The following is a 14,424-nucleotide window of genomic DNA, read 5'->3' on the forward strand; positions in this document are numbered from 1 at the left end:
ATGGTGCCATAACAATATATGAGCAAACAGGAGCACGATGATGTCTCATACTTTTACTTGGAACGCGGGCAGTGTGTCGATGGCGTTCGACTATGCGGATGATGATTATGTAGCAGTGCGCTCTATCTGCATGGGGAAAGCCAAAGCCGTATTCGTCCATCGCACACCTATCGTGGAGATTATGACTACTGGTACTGGTCATCGCTTAGCTTGCAACAAGCTGACCCATACGGTAATCGGTACTTCATTGCGGTATGAGCGGCACGTAGAAACAGTTCATGGGCAGCATCACGAACTAGAGATTGTGCTTGCGGACCGTACGCGTGGTATTGAAGCCGTTGTGCGTTATGCGGCTAACGAGACTGTGCCAATGGTGCGCACGGAAGTCACGGTGACCAATACTGATGCGGCTGTGCCGGTGGTATTGGATACAGTAACCAGTTGGACCAGTGCATTTGGTGCACCGAACGGTCAACAGCCAGACGTAAGAGCATGGACACTGCACGAAGCTCAGTTTGATTGGCTTGCCGAAGGACGTTGGCAGAAGCGCGAAGTACGTGATTTGCTTCCGAAAATTGGTCAGGAACTCACCAAAGTAGACCCACGCCAAGAGCATATGGTGTGTTCTACCGGCACATGGTCTACGGGCACTGCAGCACCGCTGGCCATGCTGGAATCTCAACGATTTGGCCTGACGTGGCTTTTCCAGATCGAGCATAACGGCGCATGGCGTTGGGAAATCAACGATGACACCATTGATGGCAATATCGCGCTTTCCGGTCCGACCAGTGAAAACCATGCATGGGAGAAAGTGCTACATGCTGGTGAATCGTTTACCTCGGTACCGGCGTCTTTTGCTCTGGCAAATACGGTAGATGATGCTATTGCTGCAGTGACAAAGTACCGCCGAGTGTTCCGCACGCCGCATCGGGACAACGCGCAACCCAGTGTGGTGTTTAACGACTATATGAACACCATCTACGGCGATCCGACCACGGAAAAGGAACTCCCGCTCATCAAGGCCGCTGCTGAAGTCGGTATCCAAATCTTTGTAATTGATTGCGGATGGTATGACGACACCGGTAACTGGTGGCCATCGGTAGGGGAGTGGCTGCCATCGAAGAAACGTTTCCCGAACGGCATCACTGAGGTGATTGACGCTATTCGAGCTGAGGGCATGATTCCGGGTATTTGGATTGAACCGGAAGTCATTGGCGTGAAAAGTCCGATGGCGTCGAAGCTGCCGGATTCTGCATTCTTCCAACGTCATGGGCAGCGTGTGGTGGAACAGGATCGGTATCTGCTGGATTTGCGTGACGATGCGGCTCGTGCTCACCTTGATTCAGTGATTGATCGATTGGTGAACGAGTATGGCATCGGTTACTTCAAATTTGACTACAACGTTTCGCCGGGTTCCGGTACCGATTATCAGGCTGACAGTGACGGCGATGGTCTACTTGGCCATAATCGCGCGTACAGCGCATGGATTGATTCCTTATACCAGCGATATCCGAATCTTATTATTGAAAATTGCTCCTCTGGCGGTATGCGCGAGGACTTTGCGCAGCTTTCTCGCTTCCAAGTGCAATCCACTTCTGACCAGCAGGATTGGAAACTGTATCCGGCTATTGCCGCGGCAGCTCCTATGATGATGCTGCCGGAACAGGCAGCGAGCTGGGCGTATCCTCAGTCCGATATGGACACGGAGACCACGGCGTTCAACATCAACACCACATTCCTAGGCCGATTCTTCCTATCTGGATACTTGAACCGCATGGGTGCGGCGCAGCACGCGCTGGTGGAATCCGGTATTCAGGCATACAAGCATCATGTGCAGCCGGTGATTGGAAATTCCACGCCATTCTGGCCATTAGGATTGCCCCAATGGGATGATGTCGTGGTGGCGTTGGGATTGAACACTGCTCCGGGCGAGGCGCTCGTTACTGTATGGGCTCGCGATCCATTCTGTGCGCAGAGCACATTACGCTTGCCTCAGTTCAAGGGCCGTGAGGTTTCCGTGACTCCGGTATTCCCGACTCAGGAAGATGGTTGTAATCCTTGGGCCACCGCTTGGAATGCGGCAGATGGTACGTTGCGTATTGACGTGCCGGTAGGCGAGTATGCCTCGCGTACTTTTGCCGTGACCGCGCGCTAGTGCTTGGCAATAGTGGATTCTCGAATAATCAGGGAGCAATCCATTGTGGTGATGCCCGTGACCGGGTGACCTTTAATGGCGGAAAGCAGCATGCGTGCTGCCTTCCGCCCAAGTTCATGCAAGTTGTTATCAAATGTAGTGATTGGTATGCGGCACTCTGTAGCCGTGACTGACCAGTTGTCGTGGCCAAGTACGGCCACATCCTCTGGCACTCGAATGCCGTGATCTAAGAATGATTCAATGGCGCCGCGCGCGAGCATGTCGTTGAGGCAGTACAAGCCGTCCACCTGCTCCCCGGATTCGATGAGTAGATTGGTGGCCACTCGGCCCCATGATTCATGCCAGTTTCCGTATCGTGTAGGCGCAGAAAAATGTAATCCAGCGGCTGCCATAGCATGCTCTGCGCCAGCCACGCGATCTTTGGTGGCTCGATAGTACTCTGGGCCGGCCAGCATTGCGATATGGGTGCGGCCTTGTTCCAATAGGTGATTGATTGCCATTTCTCCGGCGTGCACATTGTCTACGGTGATGGAACTGTCGTTGGGGTCGGTGGAAGGTGCATAGGCGTATACGATGGGAATGCCTAATGCGGTGCCGGGCTTGATTGGAGGGCGGGCATCGGTTTCGCCGCCGAGAATAAGCAGACCATCGACGCCTCGTGCGGCCATTTGATCGATATGGTCGCGTTCGATTTGTGGGTCTCCGCGTGAATTCGTAAGTAGCACTGCGTGATTGGCGACGCCAAGCGTATCTTCTGCGCCGGAAAGGGCCGGCATGGAGAAGCGGCCTTCAAAGTCGGCGGATACCAGGCCGATAAGTCCTGATTGTTGGTGTGTGGTTCGTTGTTCCGCCGTTGATCGTGGCTGATAACCCAATTCTTTAGCGGTGGTTTGCACCAATCGTCGAGTGTGCGCGGAGATGTGACCAGTGCCATTTAATGATTTGGAAGCTGTGGCTAAAGAGACATGGGCTGCATCGGCTACGTCTTGCAAGGTAACACGAGAAATCACAGGGCTATTTTAGGAAAACTTTCCTAACCGCGCAAATCTAGAAGAAAGTGAAAACGTTATTTTTATGCTGAAGTTACTTGCTTTCCAAACCCTCAACGCAGAGTGAAACTCAAGGTCGAGAGAGCGGGCTGAACACAGAAAGGAAACATCATGAACGTTCGTTTGCGCAATGGTGCCAAGAAGATTGTGGCCGCGGTGGCCGCAATTGCATCCCTTGGTGCAATGGCGGCATGTGGAAGCAGCACGGCTGCTCAGTCGGACGACAACACCCTGACCTTCTCCTACTGGGACACCTTCCCGGTGCTTTCGGAGTTCAAGAAGGACAATCCGGACATCCAGTTGAAGGAAGTCAAGGTTCCTGGCGATTCCTACAACACCAAGATTAACCAGATGATTCTCGGCAACAACGCCCCTGACGTGATGCTGCTGCAGGAAGCCGACTACGTGCGCTATGCCAAGAACGGTGTGATTGACAAGCTTGATGACAAGCTGGCTGACATGGGTGTCAAGACCGATGACTTCCTGCCTGCCATCAAGGGCATCGCTGATGAAGTGGATGGTTACTACGGTCTTTCCCAGGGCATGGCCACTGAAATCATGTACTACAACAAAGATATGTTCGATGCCGCTGGCGTCGCCTACCCAACCTCCGATTGGACCTGGGATGACTACGCAGCAGCCGCTCAAAAGCTCACCAAGACTGAGAATGGCCAGACCACGCAGTGGGGTTCCGATGCTCCGAGCTTCAATGGCGTTTGGTATTCATTGGCCGGTCAGGGCGGTGACGCTGTGGTCAAGGATGGGAAACTGTCCTTGGGCAAGGGCTTGAAGGCCGCGCTCGAATACCAGAACAAGATGACTAACGAATTGAAGGTCCAGCCCGCTCCATCCTCCGGCTCCAAGGTCTCCGACCTGTTCGCTGCAGGCCAGGCTGCTATGACCCTCGGCGGCAGCTGGCTGATCGCCAACACCTATAAAGACGTCGACTTCAACTGGGATATCGCCCCAATGCCTGCAGCGCCTAACGGACAGGACTACGACTCCCTGCACACTTCCTTCTTCGCCATCTCCTCTTCGTCCAAGCACAAGACTGCTGCTTACAAGTTCCTCAAGTGGATGATGAGCAGCAAGGGTCAGATTGCTCTTGAAAAGGCCAACGCCAACATCTCCCCGTTCAAGTCCATCGGCGACAAGGGCGACTACCAGATTCAGGGCAAGCATGGTCCGAGCAACTGGGCTGCCTTCACCGAAGCTGCTGAGCAGGGCAAGTTCGGCTACACCACAGTTCCTTCCACCCCGACCTTTGACCTGTACAACCAGATCAACGCCTATATCCTTGGCCAAACCTCTGAGAACGATGTGCTCAAGACTGCTGTGGACAAGGCCAACAAGGATATCGAGTCTGCCCAGTGACATTTGGCTGGAGACTTTGCTGGTCTGAATTGCTAAGTCTCCAGCCCCCTCTTCATCTTCTCCTTTTTCTTCTTCCTTCCTCCTCCGTAAAGCCTGTGCCGCCAGCCGATTATGGTCGGCGGGCGGCACAGGCTTTACGGCGCTTAATACCCATTTTTTCGATATCGATTTCCTACGCATCATCTTTCGAATGTAAGAAAGGAATATGTACCATGACCACCGCTGCTGTGTCCGCATCACGCAAAGATGCGAAGAAGCCCAAGCGGCGTTCGGATGCCGCCGCGGGTTGGGGCTTCCTGAGCCCTGGATCATTGGATTCCTGCTGTTTAGCGGTTTCCCGATTCTCTTCAGCTTCTATCTCAGCCTGACCAAGTGGAACCTGTTGGGCAAACCACAATTCGTAGGCTTGCAGAATTACGTGGATTTGATGTCCGGTGACTCCGAACTCGGCAAGACACTATTGGTCACCTTCGTCTTCACCATCATCAACGTAGGTGTTTCCATTCTCTTCTCCCTGATTCTGGCCATGTTGCTCAACAGCAAAGTACGCTTCAAGGGATTGTTCCAGTTCTTCTATTACGTGCCCACCATCATGCCGTCCGTGGTGATGGCTGGCTGCATGACTCTGATGTTCAACCCCCAGCTCGGCATCGTCAATTACGTGCTGAAGCTCATCGGTGTTACTAACCCACCGAACTGGACTGGTAGCAATACCTTGGTGTGGGTTGTGGTGGCGTATGCTTCTGTGTTCACCTTCGCTACCGGACAGCAGATGCTCGTCTTTTCCGCAGCATTGAAAGATGTGCCCGCCGAGCTGTATGAGGCGGCATCCTTGGATGGAGCCAATGGCTGGCAGAAGTTCTGCCATGTGACCATTCCTGGTATTGCTCCGATGATGCTGTTCAATGTGGTCAGCTGCACCGTCAACTCCTTCAATGGTGCCTTCACCTTGCTCTATCCGTTGACCGGAGGCGGTCCGGGTGATGCTACCAAGGTGCTTGGTCTGCTCATCTACGACAAGGCCTTCAAGAGCTTCAACATGGGGCAGGCCTCTGCGCTTGCTGTGGTGCTGTTCATCATTGTGGCCATTATCGGCGCATTGCAATTCAAGCTCATGGACCGCAAGTGACGTGGCGCTCGCTGTATCCGTTGCTTAGAGACGAAAAGAGATAATCATGTTTAAAGCTCCCAAGTGGTTCACCGTACTGCAGTATGTGGTGATGATCATCGTCGCACTGTTCATGTTCTTCCCGATCTACTGGATTTTCTGCAACTCACTCAAAACCCTGACTGGCATTTCCGCGTTCCCGCCGCAACTGTTCCCCAGCGATCCGCAATGGAGTAATTACGTTACGGTTTTGAGCAACCCATCCACGCTCCTGTATCTGCGTAACACACTCATTCTGTGCATCGGCAATACGATTGGTACCCTGCTCTCCAGCTCCATCGTGGCCTACCCTCTGGCTCGTATGCATTTCAAGGGCCGCGGCGTGATTTTTGCTATCATCATCGCCACGATGATGGTGCCAACTGCCACTCTGGTGATTCCGCAATACTTGCTGTTTCGTGCTTTCGGCATGCTGGATTCGTTCTGGCCGCTGATTCTGCCAGCATTCTTTGCCCAGCCGTACAACGTGTTCCTATTCCGTCAGTTCTTTGTCTCGATTCCTGAATCCATCGATGAAGCCGCCATGCTGGACGGCTGCAACCGCTGGCAGGCATTCTGGCGTGTGATTGTGCCGCTCGGCAAACCGATTTTCATCACTGTGGGCATTATGTCCGCAAGCTTCTGGTGGAACGAGCTGTTCACCCCGTTGATCTTCATCGATTCCGACAACTTGAAGCCGCTCACCGTGGGTGCGCTGACCTCCTTCCAGCTTGCTGGTGGCGGCAACCAGACCAACTGGCCGCTGCAGATGGCCTTCTCGATGCTGATGATTATTCCTCCGGCAATCCTGTACCTCTTCTGCTCGAAGTACATCACCGAAGGCATCAAGACCAGCGGCATGAAGGATTAATCTGCGCGATACGAAGGACAAAGGAAGGAAAATTCATGACTGGCAAAACATCACAGACTGCAATCCCCTCTGAGGGGGTCCGTGAGCCGGCCTACCCGAAAGTGGATATTACATCCAAGTTTTGGGGGCGCTACCGTTCAATGACGGTGAATAGCGCGCTGCCCTACCAGTGGCGTGCATTGAACGACGAAGTGCCCGTGGACGTGCCGGAAGGTGCGGCGTGGGGTGAGAACGGCAATAAATTCAGCCATTCAATGCGTAATCTGCGCATTGCGGCCGGCCGCGAGCCTGGTCAGTTTGCAGGTCAGCCATTCCAGGACACGGACGTGTCCAAATGGCTGGAGGCGGCGAGCTATGCATTGCGCTTTGCCGGCAAAACCGAGGGTGGCGATTTGGCCAAACTCGAAGCGCAGGTAGACGAAGTCATCAGTCTATTTGCGGATGCGCAAGACGAAGACGGCTACTTGGATACCAAGTTTGAAATCGACCTTCCTAAGCAGGAGCGATTCCATAGTCTGCGTTGGAGTCACGAGCTGTATACGATGGGACACTTCATTGAGGCCGCTGTTGCGAACTGGGAGGTTACCGGTTCCCGTAAGGCACTCGATATTGCAGAACGCGTTGCAGGTTGCATTGATGCCAACTTTGGAGACGGTGAAGGCAAGGTCCATGGACCGGATGGTCATCCAGAAATCGAGTTGGCGCTCGCGCGTTTGTATGAAGCTACCGGTGAGCATCGTTGGCTCAATTTAGCCGCATGGTTTATTCGCGTACGCGGTATGGACCCTGAATTCTTCGAGGAGCAGGACCACGCCGGAGGCCCGAAATTCTATCCAGGGCTTGATATGCCGCTCAAATACTTCCTGATGGAAGAACCGGTATTAGACCTTACCAAGCCTGAAGGTCATGCAGTCCGGCTGCTATACATGACCACTGCGATTGCAAAAGTCGGTCGTCTGCTCAATGACAGGCGCATGTTAGATACTGCCGAGCGCCTGTGGAATGCCATCGTGGATCGGAACATGTACGTAACCGGTAACGTGGGATCATGCCAGATTGGTGAGGCATTCAGCTATGACTACGATCTGCCAAACGGTCTGGCTTATGGTGAGACTTGTGCTTCCGTGGCCATGTTGTTCTACGGCAAAGCGCTAATGGAAATCAAGCCCCGCGGCTCTGTGGCAGATGTGATGGAGCTTGAGCTGTTCAACGGTATGCTCGCCGGCATCCAGCTGGATGGTACTCGCTACTTTTATGTGAATCCTTTGGAGGCGGACCCTGCTGCATCCAAAGGCAACCCAACTAAAGCTCATGTGTTGACTCGTCGTGCCGGATGGTTTGATTGTGCCTGTTGCCCGGCTAATATCGTGCGACTGCTTGCTTCCCTTGATCGATATCTATACACGGTGTGCGCGGATACGATTTACGCTCACCAGTTCATTGCCAATAAGGCTGACTTTGGTGAGGGATTGGTTATCGAGCAAAGTCAGGAAGGTGAAGGCTACCCGTGGAATGGCAACATTGCATTCCATGTGAGCAATCCAAATCATTGTGAACGCAAGCTTGCGATACGTATTCCCTCCTGGTCGGAACGCTGGTCGCTTGCGATTAACGGGAAGGAGTTGGCGCAGGCCGATATTGAATCTCGGGATGGCTTTATCGTGATTGATATCTCCGGCGAGCATACGGATATTCGTCTTGTCTTGAATATGGACGTACGGCGTATACGCGCCTCGCTGAAGGTTAAGGAGGACATCGGCAAGATAGCAGTGGCTCGAGGCCCGGTGGTGTACTGCATGGAACAGGCCGATAACCCATACGATCTATGGACTTATGGCATGTCTGCTGATGCTCCAGTGGTACAGGCATATGAGCCTGATTTGCTTGACGGTGTAGAGCGACTAACCTTCCAAGGCACTCGTGCGGATCAGGATTCCGATGCGCTATACACTTCAGCGTCTGCGCCAGTTACTGATGTAACTGCATCGCTCACCATGATTCCGTATTATGCCTGGTGCAACCGCACCGAAGGCCAGATGCAGGTGTGGGTGCGGGAAACCAGCCACTAATACAAAAAGGACCCTCCTTCGCGGCAGGCTTGAATGAAGGCTCGCATGCCGCGAAGGCGTCCCGTCTCCTGATGGTAATGAAGACGGGAAACAACACGCATAGGGCATCGGCAAGGGAGCCGATCTTGTGGTTGCGCTCCCTAGGTGATGACGTATGCATTCATCAACCAGAAGGAGAAGTATGCAATTACGCAAATCATTGGCGTCGCTACTTGCCGTGGCCACGTTGGGCGCAGGAGCTGTGGTGGCTTCGGCACCTGCTATGGCCGATGAGACTACGCCTATTGTTGATGCCCAGAATATTGCTGTGGACTTAGATCAGTCCACAGGCGCCGTGAAACATGGCGCTACGGGCTTTCTGTACGGCATTGCTGATGATGGTGCTCCCACCGATACCATGTTGAACGGCCTGTCTCATCTTGATTCGCTTGTAGGACGTCCGATTGATGGTCAACAGCATCCGAATGGTGATGTGATGACAACTGCCGACCAGTGGAAACGCAATGGTGGAGGCGACATCCAGATTTATCTGAAGGACTTTTACCCGATTCCGTGGCCGTATTCTGAATACAAGCCGGATATTGAGCATGATTACTTCCCATTGCTGAAAAAGCAGGTGGAAGCAGTGCAGAAGAGCCCGTACAAGGATTCCTATGTGTATGTTCCGCTCAACGAGCCGGATTGTGGTGACGCCAACTACAACAAGGGTGTGTGCATCAGCCAGAACCCGAACGTTGATAAGAATTTCAACTCGGATAATCCTAATTGGGTGAAGATGAAGAATGATTGGAAGAAAATGTTCCAGTACATTCGCAGTCTTGATCCCGAGGCTCGTATTGCTGGCCCCAATTTCTCCAGCTACTACTCGAACCATTATCGCGATTTCTTGCAGTTTGCCAAGGAAAACAATGTGATTCCGGACATTGTTACATGGCATGAACTGAATTCGCCCAAGCGATTCACGGACGATTTGAATGATTGGAACAAAATCGTTGATGATGTTTTGGGGCCGGACGCGGATATTCCTGTCAGCATCAATGAATATGCGCCGAACAATACGGCATATCTTCAGACTCCGGGCTCCATGGTGCAATATGTTGCTCGCTTTGAGAATACCAAAGTGTCTGCTGACCTCCCGTATTGGCAGCCTGCAGGTGACCTTGACCAATTGGTTGTGAAGAACAATCAGGCCACCGGTTCATGGTGGCTGTACAACTGGTATGGCCGTATGACCGGCAATACCGTGAATGTGCAGTTGGCTGATGCCAACCAGACCACTCAGGCTGTAGCTTCTTATGATGAGACCAAGCAGCAGGCTCGTGTACTCTTCGGTGGTTCCGATGCCGCTAACTATGCCGTGAATCTCAAGTTCGATGGCACCAAGTTCCCCAATGGTGCTCACGTGACTGTATATGGCATCGATAAGGGAGAGCCCTCGACCGGTGATTATGTGGTGGGTGAGTATGACCTTGATGCTGCAGGTCTGAAGAACGGTCTTGCACTGTCCGGCTTGAAAAAGCAGTCGGCGTATTACGCGGTTCTTACGCCTCAGACTGCTCAATCCCCGGTGGAAAACGGGCGTTATGAGGCTGAATATGCTCGTCTTGCAGGCTCTGCACAAGTGGCATATGGTGCAGTGAACGGCTACTCCGGAACGGGGTATGTTCAGGGTTTTGAGTCTGATGATTCGGATACCGCGTTCTTTGTCACGGCCGATAAGGGCGGTTACTATGACGTCAATGTTCGGTATTCTGCTCCGGCTGATGGTGCTCTGCCCGTGAATCGAAAGCTTGATTTCAAGCTGAATCGGAGCAAGACGGTCACGATGACTTTGCCGCAAACCGCTGATGCGAATACTTGGAACACTGCTGTGGTGCGGGTGTATCTGCCTGTTGGCGTCAATCAAATTGATTTGGTCCCCTCTGATAATGCGGCCTTGGCCAGCGGCGTGAAAATTGATTACGTACAGCCTGTTGCTACTGACTCCAAAGTGGACTTCTATGAAGCCGAATCCTCGGACAACACGCTATCTGGCACTGCGAAAGTGGACGGCAACGCCGTATCTTGGGTGGGTGCCGGTGAAGGCAACACGCTGCAGTTCAACAAGGTAAACGCTTCCGAGGATGGCGATTACACTCTGACCTTTGCCTATGCGCAGAATGAAGTAGCGGACAACAATAATTTCCAGACAAAGAGTCGTTGGGCTGATGTAACTGTGAACGGAGATTCAGCATCCACTCAACATGTTGTGTTCACTAACACTCGGAGTTGGAAGAACTACTGGACTACTTCGATTCGCGTCACCTTGAAGAAGGGCGAGAACACGGTGTTATTGGGCAATGCCAACGGCTATGCTCCTAACTTCGACTCCATGACTGTGGCTCGTACTGCCGTGCAGACTTCGCCGGAGCCTTCTGTGGATAAGTCTGCTTTGGAGGCATTGATCGCTAAGGCAAAGGGTGTTGCCAAGAAGGATTACACCAAGGAGTCCTATGCTGTGCTGTCTGCTGCGTTGCAGCCTGCTGAGGCCGTGGATGCCAAGGCGGATGCTTCGCAGGATGAGGTGGATACCGCCGCTGCCGCGTTGCAGAAGGCTTTGGATGGCCTGAAGAAGGCTGAAGGCGGCAACGATGGTGCGGGCGACAATACCAAACCTGGTGCAGATAACCAAGGCAATACTGATGGTTCTGATAACGGTGCCAACGGCGCCAGTAAGGATGCCATCGGCAACACCGGTGCCGCGGTTGGCGGTATTGCGCTTGCCGCCATAGTGCTTGCTGTCGTCGGAGCTTTGATTGCATATCGCCGCAGTCATGCGTGACCTGTAATTGGAATCTGCTGCCCTACGTTTTCCCGCAGTAGGGCAGTGAATCATAATCGATAACGGTCTGAATTGGCTATTGAACGGGGCTTTGATGCTGAACCTATGTGGGTTGGCACCAAAGCCCCGTTTTTCCATGATCAGTTTTTGACTTCACGGGAAAAGTTAAAACTGGCGCAGTAAATTGTTTATAGTGTGAGATATTATTACTGCGCAATGCGATGGAGCTCATGTGCTGTATGAATATTTTTGCTGAGTGCCGTGTGCAACAAGCTCCATTGCGATGACTGATTAAGGAGACAGGCCATGGGTTTTGAGCAAGAGGCGGTTGAGACGCTGTGGCGCGATGTGTGGTGCCACAGGTCGCAGATGCAGCGCGATTTGAGTCATGGTGCCGGTGAGGTATTCGTGATTCGCATGTTGGCTCATAAAGGCACTATGGCGCCTTCGCAGTTGGCCGATGCCATGAATGTCACCACTGGTCGTATTTCTGCGGTGTTATCTGCGCTGGAGAAAAAAGGCCAAATTGTGCGGTCTGTTGACCCCAATGATCGACGTGCGGTGCGCGTGGAACTCACTGAAGCTGGGCGAGAACGCGGGCGCAAGGATATGGAGGAGGCTCGTAGCGCCTTCTGCTGGATTTTCTCGCAGATGGGGGAGCGGCGTACTCGTGAGTTCGTTGATCTGATGCGCGAATTCTCCACGTATATGTCGATTTGCAAGCCGGGCGAGCCGAGGCCCACTCCAGAAGAAGTGCGCAAGGCGTTCGAAGATAGGCAGTCCGCCGCTTAATTTCCTGCAGGCTTCTTGTCGCAGTTGTGTTTCACTCATAGTGAAATCAACAGATGTCCTCGCATTGCGCATAATATCTTACACTGTAAGTAATTTAATAGTAGAAAATAAATCGAGTAACGCAATACCTCCCCTCAGTCAGCTTCGCTGACAGCTCCCTTCGCAGAAGAGAGACAAGGTGGGGAATCAACAACAAGGGGAAACAATGCTTCGCATCATGAAATATCTCTCCAAAGCGGAGATAGGGCAGATGCTGCTCGCACTGGTAACCATCGTGGGGCAGGTCTTCTTCGACCTGAAGCTGCCTGATTACATGGCAGACATCACCACGCTGGTTGAGACACCGGGCAGTAACATGTCAGACATTTGGATTGCCGGTGGCAAGATGCTGCTCATCTCGCTCGGCTCCGTGGTCTGCGCCATCATCACCGGCTATATTTCCGCACGAGTGGGCTCGTCGTTCACGCAGCGTTTGCGCTCGCTGGAATTCAGGCAGGTAGAATCATTCGGGCCGGCTGAAATGAACCGATTCTCCACGGCCAGCCTCATCACCCGTTCCACCAACGACATTACGCAGATTCAGATGTTCATCACCATCGGTCTGCAACTCATCGTCAAATCACCAATCATGGCGGTTTGGGCAGTAGCCAAAATCGCCGGCGAAGGCTTCGAATGGACCCTCGCCACCGGCATCGCCGTCGTGATTCTGCTGGCTGCCGTCATCGTGATGATGGCCATGGTCATGCCGAAGTTCAAGGCCATGCAGACCTTGACCGACAACATCAACCTCGTGGCCCGCGAAAACCTCACCGGCCTCAAGGTCGTGCGCGCCTATAATGCCGAGGATTATCAGGAATCCAAGTTCACCAAAGCCAACAAGGACCTGACTGAAACCCAGCTGTTCACCAACCGTACCATGGCGTTCATGATGCCGCTGATGAACACCATCATGAACGGCCTGATGCTCGCCGTCTACTGGATCGGCGCCTACCTGATTGATGCGGCGACCCTGACCGACAAGCTCACCCTGTTCTCCAACATGGTGGTCTTCTCCAACTACTCTGTACAGGTCATCATGAGCTTCCTCCTGATGAGCATGGTGTTCGTGCTCTGGCCGCGCGCCGACGTGTCCGCACAGCGCGTGCTGGAAGTGCTCGACACCAAGCCGATGGTGAAGAACGGCACCAAAACCGCGGCAGACGTGGCAAAAACCGGCCAGCATGGCACGGTGGAATTCAAGAACGTCGGCTTCACCTACCCGGATTCGCGCGAGGCCATGCTCGAGGGCATCAGTTTTAGTGCCCAGGCCGGCCAGACCGTAGCGTTCATTGGCTCCACTGGTTCCGGCAAATCATCGCTGATCAATCTGGTGCCGCGATTCTACGACGCCACGCAAGGCCAGGTTCTGGTCGACGGCGTGGATGTGCGCGACTATGACCTGAAGACTCTGCGAGACAAGATCGGCTATGTGCCGCAGCAGTCGGTGTTGTTCAAGGGAACTGTGGCATCCAATGTGAGCTATGGCGATAAGCCAGGCGAATCCAGCACTGTCGAGCTCGCTGATACCTCCACTGTTGCCGGTCGCAAACGTGAAGCCGAGCTGCTTGCCGCTGGTCAAGCCGCAGACGATGCAGGCATGAGCGCTGAGCAGATGACTCGCGTGAAAACGGCTGCGGATGTGGCGCAGGCCAGCGAATTCGTGGACCGCATGGATGGCGGATTCAAGGCGGCAATCGCCCAAGGTGGTTCCAATGTGTCCGGTGGTCAGAAGCAGCGCCTGTCCATTGCGCGCGCGGTATATCGTCACCCCGAAATCCTGATTTTCGATGATTCATTCTCCGCGTTGGATTTCAAAACCGACCGCGAAGTACGTGAGGCGCTCGCTCGCGAAGCTAAGGATTCCACCAAGCTCATCGTGGCCCAGCGCATCGGCACCATCATGAACGCCGACCTCATCGTCGTGCTTGATGATGGTCGCGTGGTTGGGCAGGGCACGCACAAGGAACTGTTGGAAACCTGCGACGTGTACCGCCAAATCGCCGAATCCCAGCTCAGCAAAGCCGAACTGATGGCCTGAGATGCGCCAACAATGGCTCCCCTTGTCAGGGGAGCTGTCCGCGGAGCGGACTGAGGGGTAGTCCCAAAA

The 14,424-nt window shown here is 53.5% G+C and carries 9 protein-coding genes; 8 read left to right on the forward strand and 1 reads right to left on the reverse strand.

Translation table 11 applies throughout. The features are described from left to right. Positions 1–37 precede the first annotated feature (37 nt). Positions 38–2,155, forward strand: a complete 2,118-nt coding sequence (locus AC1AY0_RS07750) for a glycoside hydrolase family 36 protein (RefSeq protein ID WP_476524869.1) — start codon at positions 38–40, stop codon at positions 2,153–2,155. Here AC1AY0_RS07750 and AC1AY0_RS07755 read toward each other — a convergent pair. Beyond that, positions 2,152–3,165: a LacI family DNA-binding transcriptional regulator gene (locus tag AC1AY0_RS07755; protein ID WP_476524868.1), complete on the reverse strand. Its 1,014-nt coding sequence runs from the start codon at positions 3,163–3,165 to the stop codon at positions 2,152–2,154. The two genes, AC1AY0_RS07750 and AC1AY0_RS07755, sit on opposite strands and share 4 nt — an antisense overlap. A 150-nt stretch (positions 3,166–3,315) precedes the next feature. Here AC1AY0_RS07755 and AC1AY0_RS07760 point away from each other — a divergent pair, with 150 nt between their 5' ends. From AC1AY0_RS07760 to AC1AY0_RS07790, 7 genes are all read left to right on the forward strand, one after another. After that, positions 3,316–4,578, forward strand: coding sequence for an ABC transporter substrate-binding protein (locus AC1AY0_RS07760; protein WP_476526156.1), 1,263 nt, complete (start codon positions 3,316–3,318; stop codon positions 4,576–4,578). Positions 4,579–4,783: 205 nt separating this feature from the next. Then, positions 4,784–5,707, forward strand: coding sequence for a carbohydrate ABC transporter permease (locus tag AC1AY0_RS07765; RefSeq protein ID WP_476526158.1), 924 nt, complete (start codon positions 4,784–4,786; stop codon positions 5,705–5,707). A gap of 46 nt (positions 5,708–5,753) precedes the next feature. Next, entirely contained in the window at positions 5,754–6,596 is an 843-nt protein-coding gene (locus tag AC1AY0_RS07770) for a carbohydrate ABC transporter permease (RefSeq protein WP_476524864.1), read from the forward strand. A 35-nt stretch (positions 6,597–6,631) separates the two neighbouring features. Beyond that, the gene (locus tag AC1AY0_RS07775) at positions 6,632–8,665 is read left to right on the forward strand and encodes a glycoside hydrolase family 127 protein (protein WP_476524863.1); all 2,034 of its coding nucleotides are present in this window, start codon (positions 6,632–6,634) and stop codon (positions 8,663–8,665) included. A 181-nt stretch (positions 8,666–8,846) separates the two neighbouring features. Beyond that, positions 8,847–11,486: a CBM35 domain-containing protein gene (locus tag AC1AY0_RS07780; RefSeq protein ID WP_476524862.1), complete on the forward strand. Its 2,640-nt coding sequence runs from the start codon at positions 8,847–8,849 to the stop codon at positions 11,484–11,486. 306 nt (positions 11,487–11,792) lie between these two features. Next, positions 11,793–12,278: a MarR family winged helix-turn-helix transcriptional regulator gene (locus tag AC1AY0_RS07785; protein WP_476524861.1), complete on the forward strand. Its 486-nt coding sequence runs from the start codon at positions 11,793–11,795 to the stop codon at positions 12,276–12,278. Positions 12,279–12,483: 205 nt separating this feature from the next. Beyond that, the gene (locus AC1AY0_RS07790; RefSeq protein WP_476524860.1) at positions 12,484–14,355 is read left to right on the forward strand and encodes an ABC transporter ATP-binding protein; all 1,872 of its coding nucleotides are present in this window, start codon (positions 12,484–12,486) and stop codon (positions 14,353–14,355) included. The last annotated feature ends 69 nt before the right edge of the window (positions 14,356–14,424 follow it).

This window comes from Bifidobacterium sp. LH_416 (assembly GCF_056357055.1).